Origin of the sequence: Haematomicrobium sanguinis DSM 21259 (assembly GCF_000688395.1) — a bacterium.
GTDB lineage: Bacteria > Actinomycetota > Actinomycetes > Actinomycetales > Micrococcaceae > Haematomicrobium > Haematomicrobium sanguinis.
The window spans coordinates 1-16,689 of record NZ_JIAG01000004.1 but is presented as its reverse complement, the minus strand read 5'-3'; the positions used below and the strand labels follow the sequence as shown (position 1 = coordinate 16,689).

Annotated in this window: 14 protein-coding genes and 1 pseudogene; 6 read left to right on the top strand and 9 right to left on the bottom strand. The window is 61.5% G+C overall.

Features of this window, described 5'->3' with window-relative positions; genetic code table 11:
* Nucleotides 1–38: 38 nt before the first annotated feature.
* The gene (locus tag O148_RS14810; protein WP_240470789.1) at nucleotides 39–986 is read right to left on the bottom strand and encodes an oxygenase MpaB family protein; all 948 of its coding nucleotides are present in this window, start codon (nucleotides 984–986) and stop codon (nucleotides 39–41) included.
* Complete coding sequence (locus O148_RS0104290; RefSeq protein ID WP_026529922.1) at nucleotides 983–2,716, bottom strand: cation:proton antiporter; 1,734 nt, start codon at nucleotides 2,714–2,716, stop codon at nucleotides 983–985. Before O148_RS0104290 ends, O148_RS14810 begins: the two co-directional genes overlap by 4 nt.
* A gap of 79 nt (nucleotides 2,717–2,795) precedes the next feature.
* On the opposite strand from O148_RS0104290, the gene O148_RS0104285 reads away from it, so the two are divergent.
* Both O148_RS0104285 and O148_RS0104280 read left to right on the top strand, forming a co-directional pair.
* On the top strand, nucleotides 2,796–3,092 hold the full coding sequence (locus tag O148_RS0104285; RefSeq protein ID WP_026529921.1) for a type II toxin-antitoxin system VapB family antitoxin: 297 nt from the start codon (nucleotides 2,796–2,798) through the stop codon (nucleotides 3,090–3,092).
* 53 nt (nucleotides 3,093–3,145) lie between these two features.
* The gene (locus O148_RS0104280; protein ID WP_026529920.1) at nucleotides 3,146–3,811 is read left to right on the top strand and encodes a LytR C-terminal domain-containing protein; all 666 of its coding nucleotides are present in this window, start codon (nucleotides 3,146–3,148) and stop codon (nucleotides 3,809–3,811) included.
* A gap of 85 nt (nucleotides 3,812–3,896) precedes the next feature.
* Here O148_RS0104280 and aceB read toward each other — a convergent pair whose 3' ends face one another.
* Together aceB and aceA are read right to left on the bottom strand one after the other, a co-directional pair.
* Nucleotides 3,897–5,534, bottom strand: a complete 1,638-nt coding sequence (gene aceB, locus O148_RS0104275; RefSeq protein ID WP_026529919.1) for a malate synthase A — start codon at nucleotides 5,532–5,534, stop codon at nucleotides 3,897–3,899.
* A 155-nt stretch (nucleotides 5,535–5,689) separates the two neighbouring features.
* Entirely contained in the window at nucleotides 5,690–7,012 is a 1,323-nt protein-coding gene (aceA, locus tag O148_RS0104270) for an isocitrate lyase (RefSeq protein WP_026529918.1), read from the bottom strand.
* Nucleotides 7,013–7,196: 184 nt separating this feature from the next.
* On the opposite strand from aceA, the gene O148_RS0104265 reads away from it, so the two are divergent.
* On the top strand, nucleotides 7,197–8,690 hold the full coding sequence (locus tag O148_RS0104265; protein ID WP_420805746.1) for a helix-turn-helix domain-containing protein: 1,494 nt from the start codon (nucleotides 7,197–7,199) through the stop codon (nucleotides 8,688–8,690).
* 81 nt (nucleotides 8,691–8,771) lie between these two features.
* Here O148_RS0104265 and O148_RS14805 read toward each other — a convergent pair whose 3' ends face one another.
* Nucleotides 8,772–12,485, bottom strand: coding sequence for a S8 family peptidase (locus tag O148_RS14805; RefSeq protein ID WP_169737500.1), 3,714 nt, complete (start codon nucleotides 12,483–12,485; stop codon nucleotides 8,772–8,774).
* 176 nt (nucleotides 12,486–12,661) lie between these two features.
* Nucleotides 12,662–13,489: a hydroxymethylpyrimidine/phosphomethylpyrimidine kinase gene (locus O148_RS0104255; RefSeq protein ID WP_026529916.1), complete on the bottom strand. Its 828-nt coding sequence runs from the start codon at nucleotides 13,487–13,489 to the stop codon at nucleotides 12,662–12,664.
* Nucleotides 13,490–13,527: 38 nt separating this feature from the next.
* Between O148_RS0104255 and O148_RS14800 the strand changes: the two genes are divergently transcribed.
* A complete protein-coding gene (locus O148_RS14800) occupies nucleotides 13,528–14,001 on the top strand; it encodes an SdpI family protein (RefSeq protein WP_157374489.1) in 474 nt (157 codons plus the stop codon).
* Entirely contained in the window at nucleotides 13,992–14,540 is a 549-nt protein-coding gene (locus O148_RS0104245) for an AAA family ATPase (RefSeq protein ID WP_026529915.1), read from the top strand. The genes O148_RS14800 and O148_RS0104245 overlap by 10 nt, the downstream gene beginning before the upstream one ends.
* Before the next feature lie 5 nt (nucleotides 14,541–14,545).
* Here the strand turns inward: O148_RS0104245 and O148_RS0104240 are convergent, their stop codons facing one another.
* The 3 genes from O148_RS0104240 to O148_RS0104230 form a co-directional block, all read right to left on the bottom strand.
* Nucleotides 14,546–15,022, bottom strand: a complete 477-nt coding sequence (locus O148_RS0104240; protein WP_157374488.1) for a hypothetical protein — start codon at nucleotides 15,020–15,022, stop codon at nucleotides 14,546–14,548.
* Nucleotides 14,991–15,473 carry a hypothetical protein gene (locus O148_RS0104235; RefSeq protein WP_026529913.1) on the bottom strand — a complete coding sequence of 161 codons (483 nt, stop codon included), beginning with the start codon at nucleotides 15,471–15,473 and terminating at the stop codon, nucleotides 14,991–14,993. Before O148_RS0104235 ends, O148_RS0104240 begins: the two co-directional genes overlap by 32 nt.
* A 103-nt stretch (nucleotides 15,474–15,576) precedes the next feature.
* Nucleotides 15,577–16,254, bottom strand: coding sequence for a TetR/AcrR family transcriptional regulator (locus O148_RS0104230; protein WP_026529912.1), 678 nt, complete (start codon nucleotides 16,252–16,254; stop codon nucleotides 15,577–15,579).
* A gap of 200 nt (nucleotides 16,255–16,454) precedes the next feature.
* Between O148_RS0104230 and O148_RS17715 the strand changes: the two are divergent.
* Nucleotides 16,455–16,689: pseudogene (locus O148_RS17715) on the top strand (hypothetical protein); the annotation flags it as partial.

Here is a 16,689-nt window from a genome sequence, read left to right as displayed (position 1 = left end):
ACACGCCGAGGATTCACCGGAATCCTCGGCGTGTCGCGCTACATAGACGAGGGGGGGCGGGGGTTGGCGGCGATTCGGGCGCGGCGCGCAAGGGCATTCTTTGCGGCCTGATTCGCGCCCAAGCCGAGCCGCAAATACGCCAACGCCAGCCGAGTCTTGAGCACCAGCCACCGCGACGGCGGCCCCTCCTTCACCCCAAGCATCCGCTGATATTCACGCGGCAGCGATGCTCTTGCCGCGTCGAACAAAATTCGATAGCCGCGCAGTTGCGAAGGCGGCAGCGGCGGGTTTTGTAGAAAATGTACGACGTCGGTCACTCGCCTTCCGGCACGCAGCTCGCCGTGGAATTCGCTCACCTGGGCAGCGAGTTCGGCGCTGGAGTGAGGAGGTTGGCTCACCTTCATGAGTTCGGCGGCCTTTGCCCACTGGTCAATGTACGCGTCGCGCCCGCCCGGGATTTTTGGGCCGTAATAGCCATGCGCGGTGACGAAGGAATCGGTAAAAGCCAGGTGTACCCAGCGTGCCAGGTGCGGGTCGTTGGCGCTGTAGGAAACATCGCGTCCCTCCGCATCCACGTAGGTGCCCCGCACCGGCACATGAAGCTTGCGCACCCAATCGCTGGCCCCGCGAGCGGCTTCGGTGGAACCGAAAGTGAGGGAGAAGACCCAGCGGATCGTGCCATCGAGTCGACCTAAGGGGTCCTCTTTGTACCGCGAATGATCCACCACGCCGGCAAGCGCCCCCGGATGCAGAGCTTGCATGAGTAGCGCTCGCACCCCGCCGACCACGGCACACGTGTCGCGGTGCACCACCCATACCGCGCTACCGGGTTCGAAGAAGCCGGGGTCATCCCCGTCGGCCAAGCGCGCTACCCACGCCGGGATCTCATCCTGCCCCGCCGAAAAAGTGCGCCGCAATCCGGCGCGCCACCGCGCGAGGAGGGGAAGGCTCATCAGTGTGGGACCGCCGTCGTGCATCTTTTTCATGAACGCATGCGGGATTGCCAGGAGGTGTCCATGGAGAGCTCATCCGCGTCAAGCTCCTTGAGGACGGTGCGCAGGACTGCGTCGGAGATGTTGCCGGCGTCGCGCTCTTCGATGAGAACCTGGCGGCGCAATTCGAGCAGTTCGCGGCGCATTGCGGCCATGGCGGCGCCCTGCTTTTCGCGTTCGGTGCTCTTCGGCGCGCTTTCGAGGGAGACGGTGCGCGCGTCCGCTGAGTCGGCGACGGTTTCGGCGTTGCGGGCCATTTCTTGCTCTTGCATGGCCTTGAATTTTTGGCGCAGGTGCTCGGCCTTGTCCGGTGGGAGGTTATTCAGGAAGTCGCTACCCTTTTCTTCGAAAAGTTGCCAGGCGCGCTTGAAGGTTTCCTTCATGAGGCGTTTTTCGGCGCGGGCGTCGGCTTCGCTCTCGTGGGGGTCGGTGACGTTTAGGCGCCGGATCAGCCAGGGCAGGGTGAGGCCCTGGATGAGCAGAGTGCCGATGGTGACAACGAACGCGCACAGGATGATCAGTTCGCGGCCAGGGAACGGGCCGGTAGCGCTCATGACCGGGATAGAGACGGCGGCCGCGAGGGTTACGACGCCGCGCATACCGGTCCAGGAGACCACGGCCAACTCCTGCCAGGTGAACGTCGGCGGATGCGGGAGTTTGTGTACCGGGCGTCCTGCTGCGACCGCACGGGCGTTGCGAGCCTCGGCGCGGGTGCGTTGCCGTGCGCGCAGGGCCCGGGTGATGCGCCAATTGCCGGGCCAGTAGGTCAAGAAAATGAAGGCCGGGCGGATGGCGATGACGGTGATGAGGACCGCGGTGGCGATCGCGAGGCTTGCGCCGATGCCGAGTTCGCCGTTGCCGAGCTCGCGCAAGATGGTGGCGAATTGCAGGCCGATCAGGGCGAAGACGAAGGCTTCCAAGAGCACGTCGAGGGAGGCCCAGATCGGGGTTTCTTGCAGTCTGGTGCGGTAGTTGGCCCTGGGCGCGGTGTAGCCCATGTAGAGGCCCGCGGCGACGACCGCGAGGACTCCGGAGCCGTGCCACTGCTCGGCCAAAAGGTAGGCCATGAACGGCAGAATCAGGTTGAACGCGGTGGAGATGGCCGCATCTTTCAAGTGCATACGGATCCAGTTGGCGGCCAAGGCGAGCAAGAGGCCAACGGTCACGCCGACCGCCACTTTCACCAGGAACATGGCAATGCCCTGCGGGATTGACGGAACGCCGTTGGTGACCCCTTCCAAAAAGAGCGTGACGAGGGTGAGAGCGGCGGCGTCATTGATGAGGCTTTCCCCGGAGATCAGGGTCATGACCTTGCGGGGCAGGCCGAGCTTCTTGCCGATCGAGGTGGCGGATACGGCGTCCGGCGGGGCGACCACGGCGCCCAAGAGAAGCGCGGCCGCCCACCCGATCGACGGGTACAGGAGCATGACGACTGCGCCCACCACTAGGGCCGTGACGAGCACCAAAAAAATGCCAAGCCGCTCGATTTGCTTGCGCGATTCCTTAAAGCCTTGGTAGGAAATGTCCAGCGCCGCCGAATACAACAGCGGAGGTAGCACCAGGGTCAAGATCAGTTCCGGCTCCAACTCCACGGCAGGCATTCCGGGGATCAGGGAGACCAGGAGCGCCACCGCTGTCACCAGTAGCGGTGCGGGCCAGCCGAGACGTCGCGCCAAGGCTGTGAGCGCCAAGGCACCCAGTATCACCAAGAGAAGGAGTTCCATGATAACCATTTGGCCACAAGGCGCTTCATTTTGCGAGATTCCGTTTCATTGCAGGCGGTTTGGTGCCTAGGCTGGGAGGGTGATTTTCAAAGCCGTCGGAGATGCCCGCCCGTACCCCGAACATGGGTATGTGACGCCCAAAGACTGGGCCGAGGTGGCGCCGCGGCAGGTGAAGCTCGCAGACCTTGTCACCACCAAGTCAACGTTGAATTTGGATGCGCTGCTGGCCGAGGATTCCACCTTTTTCGGGGATCTTTTTCCGCACGTGGTGCAGTGGCAGGGGAACTTGTACTTGGAAGACGGGCTTCACCGTGCCGTAAGGACCGCGCTCCACCAGCGCTCCATACTGCACGCGCGAGTGCTGGAACTTGATTAGATCGTTATCGGTGGCCGGTAACGTTTCGTTGGGGAGCAGAAAACTACATCATTATGGCGCGGGAAACTGACGGTTCGCAGCAGGAGTGGAACGGGCACCACGTGGTCAGCGGTGACGATCTCGAGTATGTGTTCGAGGACGAGGATCTCGTCGAGGACGCTGACGAAAGGACACGGCGCTCCCGGAAACGGCGTCACACCGCGGTGCTTCTGGGGTTGGTGGTGCTTATTGTCGCGGCGGTGTGGTTTGCGTGGATGGTGGGAAACGGCACCATTCGCATTGGTCAGCCGGCGCAGGCGGGCAATGACGCGCCGCCGCCGTGCCCGACCGAAACTCTCGATTACCCGCAAAAGCTCGATTCGTTCTTGGTGGGTATCTATAACGGCACCAGCCGCAACGGGTTGGCCGCAGATGTGGCCGAGCAAATGAAGCAGCGCGGGTTCGCCATTGGCGCCGTCACCAATGGGAAGCTGACCCAAAAGAATCTGGTGGCGGCGGTGATTTCCGGGCCGTCCGGTCGGGCGAATGCGTTGGCCGTGCAGGCGCAAATCCCCGGGAGCGATTACTTTGAGGATGACCGGCCCGAAGCGACCGTCGGGGTGATCCTCGGCAACAAGTTCGAGGGGTTGCAGGATCCCAAGAAGGTTGTCGCCGAGGCCGGGACGTTGCAGTGCCCGCGCTTTGAGAACAGCGACGTCAAACCCACCGACGCCCCCTAGCCAAGGCAAATTTAAGCGCCTTTCCCGGTTTTCAGCGCCATGTAGGACGCTGAAAACCGGGAAAGGCGCTTAAATTTGCGGGGGGTTAGGCGGCTTGAGCTACCGGTTCTGGATTTTCGTGCAGGAACCGGGCGTACGCCGGGATGGTCAAGAAGGTGGGGAACTCCTCGCCAAGAGCCACCTCTTCGAAAATATCGCGCGCATCGTCGAAGCGGTCTTCGCTCTCGCGGTCGAGCTCGTCAAACACCTCGTCCAGGAGTTCCTCCACCCATTCCCGACTCACAATTTCGCCGGTATCGGTAATGGCGGAGGCATGAATCCACTGCCAGATCTGCGAACGGCTGATCTCCGCTGTCGCGGCATCCTCCATCAGGCCGTGAATCGCGGCGGCACCGTTCCCGCGCAGCCAGGACTCGATATACCGCAGCCCGATATCGATATTGGCGCGAATCCCAGCCTCGGTGATCGATCCCTGGGTCGAGGCAATGTCGATCAAGCTACGGTCATCCGGGGTGACGTCCTCGCGCAATTTCTCGCGCTGGTTCGCCCGCTCGCCCAGCACCTCGTCGAAGACCTCGCGAGCAATTGGCACCAGATCGGGGTGCGCCACCCATGAGCCGTCGAAGCCATCGGTCGCCTCGCGCAACTTGTCGGCGCGAACCTTATTCATAGCCAGCTCGTTGGCCTCTTCGTCGCGGCGGTTCGGAATGAATGCGGCCATTCCGCCAATTGCGTGCGCACCGCGGCGGTGGCATGCCCGCACCAGCTGCTCGGTGTAGGAGCGCATGAACGGCTGGGTCATGGTCACCTCGGCGCGGTCCGGCAACACAAACCGCGGTCCACGGCTCCGGAAGTTCTTAATCACCGAGAAGATGTAGTCCCAACGCCCGGCGTTGAGCCCAGCAGCGTGATCGCGCAACTCGTAGAGAATCTCCTCCATCTCAAATGCGGCGGTGATGGTCTCAATCAGCACGGTCGCCCGGATGGTGCCTTGCGGAATCCCCAGAAGTTGCTGCGCCTGAACAAAAATGTCATTCCACAGCCGCGCTTCGAGGTGGTTCTCAATCTTCGGCAGGTAAAAGTATGGCCCGCGCCCACCGGCAATGAGCTTGTGCGCATTGTGGAAGAAGTACAGCCCGAAGTCGACAATGCCGCCGGCAATCGGAGTGCCGTCCACCAGCATGTGCTTTTCCGGCAAGTGCCAGCCGCGCGGGCGCACCACAATGGTCGGCAGTTCAGTGAGTTCGGTGGACTCCAAACGGTATTCCTTGCCGGATTCGTTGGTAAAGTGCAGCCGCGCATCCAGCGCGTCCTTCAAATTCAGCTGCCCATTGATCACATTCGACCAGTTCGGCGTGGAGGAATCCTCCATATCCGCCAGCCACACCTTCGCGCCAGAGTTCAGCGCGTTGATTGCCATCTTGCGGTCAACGGGGCCGGTGATCTCGACGCGACGGTCCTCCAGACCGGGCGCCGTCGGGGCCACTTGCCAGCTGTCATCCTCACGGATGTGGCGGGTGTCTTCGCGGAAGCGGGGGTCCTGCCCGTTGGCAATCTCGTGGCGGCGCTGTTGACGCATCTGCAGCAGTTCCTGCCGGCGCGTGTGCGTCGCCTTGTGCAGTTTCTGCAGAAACTCGATCGCCTGGGGCGTCAGAATCTCTTCCTGACGCGGGATGGGGGACGCGGTCAGTTCCACGCCGTTCAAAGTAATGGGGTCATTCATGGTTATCAGTCCTTTGTTCTTCCCCGTTTCACATCCCCGTACCGCAAATTGAGAGCCGTAAGCGGGGATGAAAATGCGGTAGCGGGATGCGAAACGAGGGGTCGGGGAGGTGCGGGGCGCGCTCGAGGCGAGCAACGCCGTCGTGCTTCATGTTTTTAATGGAATTGCTCGGATTCGGTGGATCCGGCAAGCGCGAGGGTGGAACCGTTCGGGTTCAGGGCGGTGGACACCAGGTCAAAGTAGCCGGTGCCGACCTCGCGTTGGTGTTTGGTGGCGGTGTAGCCGCGGTCTTCGGAGCCGAATTCCTTCTCCTGCAGCTCGACGTAGGCGCTCATGCCGCCTCTAGCGTAGCCGTGGGCAAGGTCGAACATCGAGTAGTTCAGGGCGTGGAATCCGGCCAGGGTGATGAACTGGAAGGTGAAGCCCATGGCGCCGAGTTCGCGCTGGAATTTGGCGATGGTCTCATCATCCAGGTGCTTCTTCCAGTTGAAGGAGGGGGAGCAGTTGTAGGCGAGCATCTGGTCTGGGAACTCGGCCTTGACGCCCTCAGCGAATTTCTTGGCAAGCTCCAGGTCCGGGGTGCCGGTCTCCATCCAGATGAGGTCGGAGTACGGCGCGTAGGCCTTGGCGCGGGCGATGCACGGGGCCAGGCCATTGGTGACCTTGTAGAAGCCCTCGGCGGTGCGCTCGCCGGTGATGAATTCCTGATCGCGCTCGTCGACGTCGGAAGTGATGAGGGTCGCCGCTTCGGCGTCGGTCCGGGCGATGATGACGCTCGGAGTGCCGGAAACATCGGCGGCGAGGCGCGCAGCGTTGAGGGTGCGGATGTGTTGTTGGGTGGGGATGAGGACCTTCCCGCCCAGGTGACCGCACTTCTTTTCGCTGGCCAGTTGGTCTTCCCAGTGAACGCCGGAGGCGCCGGCGGCAATCATGGATTTCATGAGTTCGTAGGCGTTCAGCGGGCCGCCGAATCCGGCCTCGGCGTCGGCGACGATCGGGACCAGCCAATCTTCAACGCTGTGCTTGCCCTCAGAGAACTCGATCTGGTCGGCGCGCATCAGGGCGTTATTGATGCGGCGGACGACCTGCGGGACCGAGTTCGCCGGGTAGAGCGACTGGTCCGGGTAGGTCTGTCCGGAAAGGTTCGCGTCTGCGGCGACTTGCCATCCCGAAAGATAGATGGCCTTCAGCCCGGCCTTGACCTGTTGCACGGCCTGGTTTCCGGTGAGCGCGCCGAGGGCGTTGATGTAGTTGCCGTCCTGCTGGTCGTCTTTGAGCTCGGCCCAGAGCTTTTGCGAGCCGCGCTTGGCCAGGGTGTGTTCTTCTTGGACTCGGCCGCGAAGCTTGATGACGTCCTCGGCGGTGTAGTCGCGGGTGACGCCGTCCCAACGGGGATCGGCATCCCATTCCAGGGCGAGCTCTTGGGCCTCTTGCTCCGGGGTCTTGATGTTCTGCTTGTCGAAGGGTGACGGTGTCATGGCGGTTGGTCCTTTCGGGTGCCGATTTCGCTGCTTGTGGCGCTCGGCCGCATCTTTTGCGGTTGATCGCTTTGGCTGCGAGTGCGGCTTTTTCTTGCTGGTAGAACCAGTTTTGCGGGTGCCGTGCCCAGAATTCTAGAGAATTTTGTGGAAAGAAATGCGTTTCTTCACATATTCTGGGGTTATGACGGAAACGGGATGGGCTAAACCGGGTCAGGACGCGGTATCGGGTAAATCGGCGCGAAAAAACGCGATTGATGTCATTAGCGTGGGCAGACGGATTCGGCATTTGCGCAAGGAACGCAAGCTCACACTGGAGGCGTTGGGCGCCGCTCTAGGTGTGGCGCCGTCGCAACTGTCCATGATTGAAAACGGCAAGCGCGAGCCGAAACTCAGTGTGCTTCAGGGGCTTGCCGAGTCGTTGGACGTGGGACTGGACGAGCTTCTGGGCGCCAAGCCACCGAGTCGACGCGCTGCCCTGGAAATTGAACTGGAACGTGCGCAACGCGGTCCGCTATATGAGTCCCTGGGCCTGCCGCGAGTGAAAATTTCACCGCGAACGCCGATGGATGTGTTGGAGTCCCTGGTCGGAATGCAACGCGAACTCGAGCGCAAAATGAATGAGCAAGCGGCCACCCCGGAAGAGGCGCGGCGGGCCAATGCCGAGTTGCGGTTCCAGATGAAGGCACGCGACAACTATTTCCCGGAGTATGAGGCCGAAGCCGGAAAGATTCTCAAACTGGTTGGGCACACGTCCGGCCCCTTATCCCAACACGTCATCGCGGACATCACCGAGAAGCTGGGTTTTACGCTGCATCATGTGGGCGACCTGCCGCATTCCACTCGATCGGTCACCGACCTGAAAAATCGGCGAATTTATCTGACCCAGTCTCAACGCAGCGACCATGACCCGCGGTCCGTCCTGCTTCAGGCGCTCGGCCATTACGTGTTAGGGCACCAAACCCCCACCAATTACGGGGATTTCTTGTCACAGCGGGTGGCCACGAATTACTTCGCCGCCGCACTCCTGCTCCCAGAGAAAGCGACGGTGAGTTTCCTCCAACGCGCGAAGGCGGCCAAAGAAATAGCGGTGGAGGACCTGCGGGACGCGTTCGCAGTGTCCTATGAAACGGCGGCGCACCGGTTCACCAACCTGGCCACAAAGCACCTGGATATCCTGAACCACTTCCAGAAGGTGCACCGCTCAGGCATCATCTACAAGGCCTACGAAAACGACGGCGTCACCTTCCCCATGGACCACACCGGCGCGATCGAGGGCCAGCCGGTTTGCCGTCACTGGACTTCCCGCGAAGTGTTTGACGTCCCGGATAAATTCAGCGCTTTCAACCAATACACCGACACTCCGGCCGGAACCTTTTGGTGCACGGCACGTGTGGAGCGCAGCGCGGGCGGCGACTTTTCCCTGAGCATTGGCGTCCCATACGTGCACGCAAAGTGGTTTCGCGGGCGCGAGACGATGTCTCGATCAAAATCGGCGTGCCCTGACCCGTCATGTTGTCGGCGTCCCCCGGCCGCGCTGACCGAGGATTGGGCGGGACAAGCGTGGCCGAGCGCCCGGGCGCACTCGCACTTGCTTGCCGCAATGCCGCCCGGAGCGTTCCCAGGGGTTGATGAGACCGAGGTGTACTCCTTCCTCGAGGCGCACACGAATTCTTAGCCGACCTCGCACAAGAGAAGTGGCGGGCCAGCCTCAGCTAACCCGCCACTTCTTTAGTGCACCCCCTAGAGTGCCCGGAGACTAGGCTCCGGAGTGTTTGCCGTTACGGATCACGTAGCGGACTCCGATCAGTACCAGTCCGGCCAGAACCAGCGCCAGCGCGCCAATCCAAAGCCCGGTTCCGGTGGCACCGGTGTCCGGGAGGCCGTCCGTGCTCGTGGGGCTCGGCGTTGCGGTGTCGCTCGGCCCGCCGGTCGCGGTCGGCTCGCCCGTCGGCGACGGTGTGGCGGTTGGGGAGTCCGACGGCGATGGCGTACCTGTGGAGGTCGGCTCACCTGTTGGGGTGGGCGTCTCGGTGGGTTCGCCGGTTGGCGTCGGCGTGCCGGTCGGCGTTTCAGTGGGACTCGGCGTCACGGTGGGTTCATCGACAACGTTCACCACCTGCTCGCGGCTACCGCTGGCATTGTGCAGGTACAGGAAGAGCGCCTGCGCCGTGGTTTGCGCTTCGGCCTGAGCATCGGCAGCCCCACTTTGGCCGGCGTCAGCGGAACGCGTGACCTTGAGCGCAGACTCGGTGTCACCCACAAACAGGTAACCGTCAGGTGAGTCACCCTCGAAGTTCAGCGTCGGGCTCGCCGGGTTGTAGCTGATCCACGGAGTCTGAGTGACCGGAAGCGGTTCCTCATTGTCATCATCCGAGGTCGCGTACTGGCTTTCGGCAATGACCTGGTAGCTGAACTGCGGGTTCTTCGGGTCCAGATCCATCAGCGCAAGCGAGACCGGCAAAGTCACCACATTGCTGTCAAACACGTTGGTGTCCACATCGCCCAATTGGCCGTTGATCGGTTCCAGCCCGCCCTCGATCGGTTCGCCATTACCGTCACGCAACACCGAAACGTTGAGGTCGATGCCGTTCAGACGCCCAGGCGTGACCAAGTACTCTGGCTTCTCATCGCCATTCGTGTCGATCTGGATGGTGAAGTACACGTTATCCAGAACGGGCCAGTTGGCGTAGGTGGCAAAACCGAAGTTCAGCATGCCGTCGGCGATCGGGTCTTGTCCGGCCGCCTTCAGATTCGCGAACGTCGAGTTGACGCCCACGGCCTGCAAGGTAGCGGCCTTCACAATGTCGGAGACGTCGTCACCCGGTGCCGATTCGGCCTGGTAACCCAGTTCGAACGGGGCATACAGCGAGGTGTAGTTCTCATTTCCTTCACCCTGGTTGATCCCGCGTCCGGTCAGGACAACATTCGCGGAATCCTCGCCGTTAGGCAGAACCACGTCACCATCCACACTCAGGTCCGAAGTCGGCTTCGGGGCGGCCTGAACCACCACGTTCAGAGTAGGCTGACCGGCCGCCGCAAAGGTGACCCGGGACTGCAACTCTGCCACGTATTGACGGCCAATTCCCTGTTGCTCGCGTTCGGTGCCTGGCGTGATCGACTTAGCTAACGCCGTCGTATCTGGAATATCCAAGGTGACGTCAACCGTGGCGGTGCCCCCAGCGGGTACCGTCACCGAGCTTGCGCTCAGGGAGAACGTGGCACCGGGGACGGCGCTCGCCTCATCCAGCGCGGCCGAGTAGGTGACCGGCGCGTTTGAGGTGTTGGTGAGCGTGATCGACTTCGTCGAGTTGATCGCGTCCACGCCGGCTTCCACCACGCCAAAGACCACCGAGGTTCCGATGGGGTCATCGGTTGCGGCGGCGTAGACCGGGGTTTGCAATGCCGAGAGCACATCGGCGCGGCCGGTTCCAGCGCGGCTCGGGCCCGCAGGGGTGGTGCCGTCCACGTTCTTGACCGTGTTGGAAGAGGTGTTCATGAGCTTGCTCTTGACCACTTCTGGTTGCGCGCCAGCTCCGTCGGCGCCGTAGACCAATGCGGCGAGGCCGGACACGTTCGGGGCGGCCATCGAGGTGCCGGACATGCTGGCCAGACCGTTACCGGTGCCTACCGCGGTGGATCCGATGTTGGAACCCGGGGCCGCGATATCCGGCTTGATGGTGCCGCCGTAACCGTGGCCGCCGCGCGAGGAGGAATCGGCAATAACGTCCTTCAACCCGGTTTCGAAGACGGTGCTTCCGCTGCCTTCGAGGTCAATGGTCAGTTGCAGATCTCCGGCTTCGGCGGCAGGGCGCAAGCGGTCCGAATCGGTCTTGGTGAACTGGAAGCCAGGGATCGTGGCGTTGCCCGCGATGCCCGCGTCAAACACGTCAACCTCGGAGTCCATGAGTACGCCAAGCGCGCCTGCGGCTTCGGCGTTGTTGTAGCGCACCGCGGAGCCGCAAGGGAACTCGCCGCCCTCGCTCCACTGGAGCCACACCCACTTGCCGTCCAGCGAGCCGTCGGGGAAGGCGTTGCAACCGAATTGATTATCGGTTGGTGCCATGACCACCTCATTGGCGGTCAACTGAGACTCGCTTGCCTGCGAATAATCAAAGTTCGCAGAGATCTGGCCGTTGGCCGGCCCTGCAACGTCTTCTGGCGCGGTCACGTTCGCGATGTTGTACGTTTGCGTGCCGTAAGTGCCGTTGGTGTTCGCCACGGTGAGCGCGGACTTGTAGGCACCGGGGGAGCCGGAGACGTTGTACACGTCGCCGGAGTTGCCCGCCGAGATGACCATCAGGATGCCGGCCTCTTGCAGCGCCGCCACAATCGGTGCCTCGGCAGAAGTGTCGACGCCAAAGGAGCTACCCAAGGACAGGTTTACGACCTTGGCCATTTTGCTCGGGTCGGTGTAGACCGTGGGATCCAGGACCTTGTCCAGTGCGTCACCGGTGAGGTTGGTGGAGCCTACACAGCCGAAGACGCGGAAGGCCGCGATATTTGCCTTCGGGGCAGTGCCCGGGCCGATCTTCATGTCCATGAGCTGATCGGCACTGAGCGAGGAGTAATCGCCGTTAAAGGTGGAGCCGTCCTCGTTGACGCCATAGCCGCCCGCGGTGCCGGCAACGTGGGAACCGTGCCCGGCTGCAGAGCAGTCAATAGGATTGCCGTCCGGGGACGGGGTGGGGTTGTAGGTCGATGAGGAGGGGTCGGCGTCATAGTCATCGCCGGCTAGGTCATAGCCGCCGACGAACTTGGCCGGGTCATACAGGCCGGAGTCGGCCGCGGGCAGCTCCATCTGATCGGTTGCTTCCGCGAAAGCGTCGCGCGTTCCCGGTCCGCCGAAGTTGGAGTGCGTGTAATCGACGCCGGTATCAATCACCGCAATGGTGACGCCCTCGCCGGTCTGGCCCGTGTCCACCCAACTGTTCAGGGCGCGCACATCTTGGTCGCCGCCCTTATTGGTGCGCTCCTGCGGGGTGATTTTGGTGATGGAGGCGACGTCGGAGCGTGCGGCGAGCTCGTTGAGGCGGGAAGCGTCCACGTAGAACGCGACACCGGCCACGGCGTTGGTGGTCGTGTAAATGACCTTCGGCTCGCCCTTAGAGTCACGCGTAGCAAAGACATCAGCAATAGCCCGACCTTGCGCCTCAATTTGCGATTGCACGGCCTGCGCTTCGGCGGCCTTGTTTTCCGGGGCGGCCTTCCCGTCCAGCACGGCCTGGCTTTGCGTCGCAAAGTATGCGGCTACGCGGTCCTTCAGGACAACATATACGGGGACTTCGCCGCTGGCACCGGCGAGATTGGGGCTGAGCGTAGCGCCGGAAATTCGCTCTGACTTAAGGCTGACGGCGCTTGGCGCTCCATCGTCAGCGGTGGCAATCCCGGGCACACCAAGCGAGAGCACAAGGAGGGATCCCAGAGCTCCTGCCATGATCGCGCGCTTACGGGAACTCTGTGGTTGTGACACAAACATCTCCTCATAGACACAAAGAACGGCACACCCAGACATGGCCGTGATGACCAATCTTGGGTGGGTGCAGGAGCAAGCCAGGGGCGGCCGAACTTCACATCAGGCCAACACCCGAGGACGCTTAGCCCCCTCACGAGTGATGCATTTCACATTTGCCGAAATTCGCGGCAAAGTCAAGAGGAGCGTAAGCCCGCCTGGAACACCGCGTCGAAGGGCGCGTTCGATGGCACCCGGGCTTGGATGGCCTCGGTGACAAAGGCTTTTGCCAGCCGCGCGGCGTCGTACGCGGTATTTCCCTTGGCCAATTCCGCGGTGACCGCCGCGGCCAAGGTGCACCCGGCGCCCGAGACGGCGACCTCGCCCACCTTAGGCGCCACGAGGAATTCTTCGACCGCACCGTCGACAAACGCATCCACCGCGTCCGGCCCGGCGATGCGCACGCCGCCCTTGGCGAGCACGGCCGCGCCCGAGGTCTCGTGAATGCGCCGCGCGGCTTCCATCAGGTCCTCCGGCGTCTCGATTTTGGACATCCCGGAGAGCGAGAGCGCCTCAAAATGATTCGGGGTCACAAACGTCGCCTTCGGCAGAATCTGCGCCTTGAGCGCATTGTCCGTGTCCAGCGCGTGCCCGGGCTCCTGCCCCTTGCAAATGAGCACCGGATCCAGAACCACGTCCCGCCATTCCTGGGTGTCCAGCGCCGCCTCGACCGTGTCGATGGTGGCTGGCGAACCGAGCATCCCGATCTTGGTGGTGTTGATCGCGTAGGTCGCGAGAATCGCTTCGAGCTGCTCGGCAATGACCTCCGGCGGCACCGGCATGAAGCGGTGATTCCAGTTGTCGGCCGGGTTGAAAGAGACGATGCAGGTCAGCGCGGCAATCCCGAACACCTCGAGTTCGGCGAAGGTCTTCAGGTCGGCTTGCGCGCCCGCGCCGCCGGTGGCTTCGCTGCCGGCGATGGTCAGTGCAATGGGGGGAGTGGTGAGCGAATCGTTGAGAGGCATAGCACTATTGTTCGCCTTCTGAGAGGCTAGTGGCAATTATGAAACTTTTGCCCATCCTTCTGGCGATGGATTTGCTGATCCTCGCCGCGGTATTCAATGTGATTGCCGCGCAGGGGCGCGCGGGCTCGCTGGGGCGCAACGCGGTGTTTGGGATTCGTACGCGGGCCACCATGATGAACGACGGCGCGTGGCTGGCAGGCCATCGAGCGGCCGCCGGGGCGTTGGGTACTTTGGTGCGCTGGTGCCTGGTCGCGTCTGGGGTGACCCTGGCGTTGTTCTTTGTGGGGCTGGCTGTTGAGTGGGTTTCTGGGGGTGGCGGTCGGCGTGGGGCTCGGTGCGACAGTTTTGCTGTTGCTCGGGTTGATTCCGGTGGTGCGGAGTGCGAATCGGGCCGCGCGGGCGTTCGCGACGAAACTTCCGTGAGCACTAACTGCCGTTCACGCTCACGGAAGTATCTTGGTGAGCGCTATCTCGAGTTAACGCTCACGGAAGTTCAGGCGTCATGGCGCTGATTCTGGTCACCGGGATCTCTGGATCCGGGAAATCCGCCATCTTAGAGCGGCTGTGCGCCCGCGGCATACCTGCTTTTGGGGTCGATGAGGATGGTTTTGGGGACTGGATTTCGCGATCGACTGGGCTAGCCGAGCTCGGCGACCCAGATAATTTCGACGAACACGCATGGTTTGCAGAGCATCACTGGCGCTACAACCGAGCCCGCGTGGAGAGGTTGGCTCGGGATGCTGATCGGCGCGGGCAGATGGTGTTCTTGTGCGGAAACTGCGAGGGTGAAGACACAGTATGGGACCTGTTTGATCGAGTGATCGTGTTGCAGATTGACGAGGCAACTTTGAGGCATCGTTTGGAAACCCGTACGGGTAACAACTACGGTAAGCACCCCGATGAGCTCCGCGACGTACTCGCCTGGCACGAGGGCTTGTATGAGAACTACGCGAAGTATGGCGCGACTCTGATCAATGCAACACGGCCTTTGGATGAGGTGGTTTCGGGGGTACTTGCGCTCAGCGGGTCGGGGCGGCAGGTGGATCTCTAGCGGTGTCACGGGTTGTGCGGTCTTGAAGAGACCATAACGGTTTCACAGAGCGGTATTGCAGAGGCTCGCGCGAGTGCGGGAACCAGTGCGAAGGACAAGAGCCATAACAAGGGTTCTGAGTTGCCGGTGGTTGTGACATCCACTGCTTGCGGTGCCATCGATGCCAACATGAGCGTGGCGAAAACAAAAACCAGCGCGACATGAAGGTACTGGCGGGGTTGGCGCTTCAATAGCTGATGGGCAATCGAGATGGCAAGAATCGACCCGAAAGAGAGCACAAGGACACCGAAGCAGAGGAGTATCACCAAGTAGACAAGGCCGGAAGCACCCCAGGATGGTTCTCTCGCCTTAGCCATGACGAAGGGAACGACGAATAGCAACTGGGCGCACACCAGGACGAGTCCCATCCGCCACCGTGCGCGCCGCGACATCATGAGCCGGACGCTTTGGTTAGTGGGGTGCTTGGCTGGTGACGTCCTCATGCGAGGGCCCTTCGCCCCGTGGGGTGTTGGTTGCGCGTTGCGATTGAGTCTTGATCAGCCTGCTGACGAGCAATCGGGCTAAAAACGTGGCCGCGGCAATCGTGGCGAGTAACTGGAATGATCCTTCAAGAATCTGCCACACCGAGTTTTGTGAAGCATCGCTCCAGATGGCGTCAATTCCAAAGAAAATGAGCAGCCCGACAAGGTAGACGGCACCTGCCATCGCGACGGCGTGAAGTAAATGGGATCTCACGCGGCGCAGCGCATACTGGACGATGCAAACGGTAGTGATGCCGACGGCGAAAAGCGGCAACGCCCAGGCGAAGCCAAAGAGGAGAAACTGGCCGAGATCTGCGAGCAAGCGCCAGGGATCAATCGTGGTGCGATTCGCATAAGCGGATGTGAGCACGAGAGTGGAGTAGGCGAGCAGGTACGTGATCAACGATCCCACTATGATAGGCAGCGGCGTGACGACCCAAGGGTTCTTAGTGCCTCTCATCGCAAGGCCCTTGGGTTCGAAGAGTTTGATTTCCAGGCGGGTCGCAGCGTTGTGCTCATGAGAGATCCGCCCCTGTGCGCACCTTTGCGACGAGTTTGACGATGTCTTTCAACAGGTTTCCGGCGATCGGGATTCGCGTGAGATTGAGAATCTTGCCAATCAGGGGGGTGGCGGCGTCAATCAACTGGTGGGTGCGGCGCTGATCTGGAGACTTGTCGTAAACCCAAAACAGCGTGAGGCCCAAATATGAGAGCCACAGCGTTTCCGGCAATTCATCGCGAATTGCCTGCGGCACCTTGACCGAAGACTGATTTACAGCCCTCTCGAAAATAGAGATAGAACGACGACGTGGCTCCGCGGACTGCTCACTCAAGGGATTCGACGCGGAGTCAGGGTTGAGAGCAACCGCCGCGAACGTCGAACCAAACTGGTGATACGGGGCCATAACGTCGAAACCCGCATGAAGAACGGCCCGCAGTTGATCGGATAGCGGTTTTCCCTCGAGGCCCTTCAATCGATCCATTGCCAATGCGGAATGTTCAGCCTGAACGCGAATGTATAGCTGTTGGACCAACTCGTCTTTCGAGCCAAAGTAGTGGTAAGCATTGCCCGTCGACACGCCGGCGTCCGCGGCGATCTGGCGCATTGTGGTCGCCTCATAGCCTTGCGTCTTAAATCGTTCCAAAGCCACATCAATCAGTGTGGAACGAGTCTGCTCCCCTTTGCGCGCCATCTCCGAACCTCATTTTTGAACGTGTTCAAAAATAAACGTACCGCAGAAACTGAACACGTTCAACTCTCGTTTCGCATCCCCGTACCGCATTTTCATCCCCTTATACGGCTCTGTGAAGTCTCAATACATAGTGGACAGTTAGGTCTCAATACATAGTGGACATTTGAGCGTGCTGGTTTGTGGCGGTTGAGAATGCGGGGATGACTCGTATTCCTGATCAAATTCGTCAGCTCGTTCTCTCCTGGCCGCAGAACGCCTCTCATGGTGATGTGGAAGCGTTTTGCTTGCGGCATGGAGTATCACGGTCGTGGTTTTACCGGGTCCGTGCGTTGGTGCGCGAGCAGGGTGTTCAGGACGCTGCGCTCAAGGGCTCGCGAAAGCCTCTCTCGCATCCTCGGCAGACCAGCGATTTCGTCACTAAAGCGGTCTTGCTCG

Coding starts and splice junctions, on each gene's coding strand:
- aceB (WP_026529919.1), bottom strand. CDS start 5,534: ATGAATGACCCCATTACTTTGAACGGCGTGGAACTGACCGCGTCCCCC.
- aceA (WP_026529918.1), bottom strand. CDS start 7,012: ATGACACCGTCACCCTTCGACAAGCAGAACATCAAGACCCCGGAGCAA.
- O148_RS14800 (WP_157374489.1), top strand. CDS start 13,528: ATGAAACTTTTGCCCATCCTTCTGGCGATGGATTTGCTGATCCTCGCC.
- O148_RS0104290 (WP_026529922.1), bottom strand. CDS start 2,716: ATGGAACTCCTTCTCTTGGTGATACTGGGTGCCTTGGCGCTCACAGCC.
- O148_RS0104280 (WP_026529920.1), top strand. CDS start 3,146: ATGGCGCGGGAAACTGACGGTTCGCAGCAGGAGTGGAACGGGCACCAC.
- O148_RS0104255 (WP_026529916.1), bottom strand. CDS start 13,489: ATGCCTCTCAACGATTCGCTCACCACTCCCCCCATTGCACTGACCATC.
- O148_RS0104245 (WP_026529915.1), top strand. CDS start 13,992: ATGGCGCTGATTCTGGTCACCGGGATCTCTGGATCCGGGAAATCCGCC.
- O148_RS14810 (WP_240470789.1), bottom strand. CDS start 986: ATGAAAAAGATGCACGACGGCGGTCCCACACTGATGAGCCTTCCCCTC.
- O148_RS0104230 (WP_026529912.1), bottom strand. CDS start 16,254: ATGGCGCGCAAAGGGGAGCAGACTCGTTCCACACTGATTGATGTGGCT.
- O148_RS0104240 (WP_157374488.1), bottom strand. CDS start 15,022: ATGAGGACGTCACCAGCCAAGCACCCCACTAACCAAAGCGTCCGGCTC.
- O148_RS0104265 (WP_420805746.1), top strand. CDS start 7,197: ATGACGGAAACGGGATGGGCTAAACCGGGTCAGGACGCGGTATCGGGT.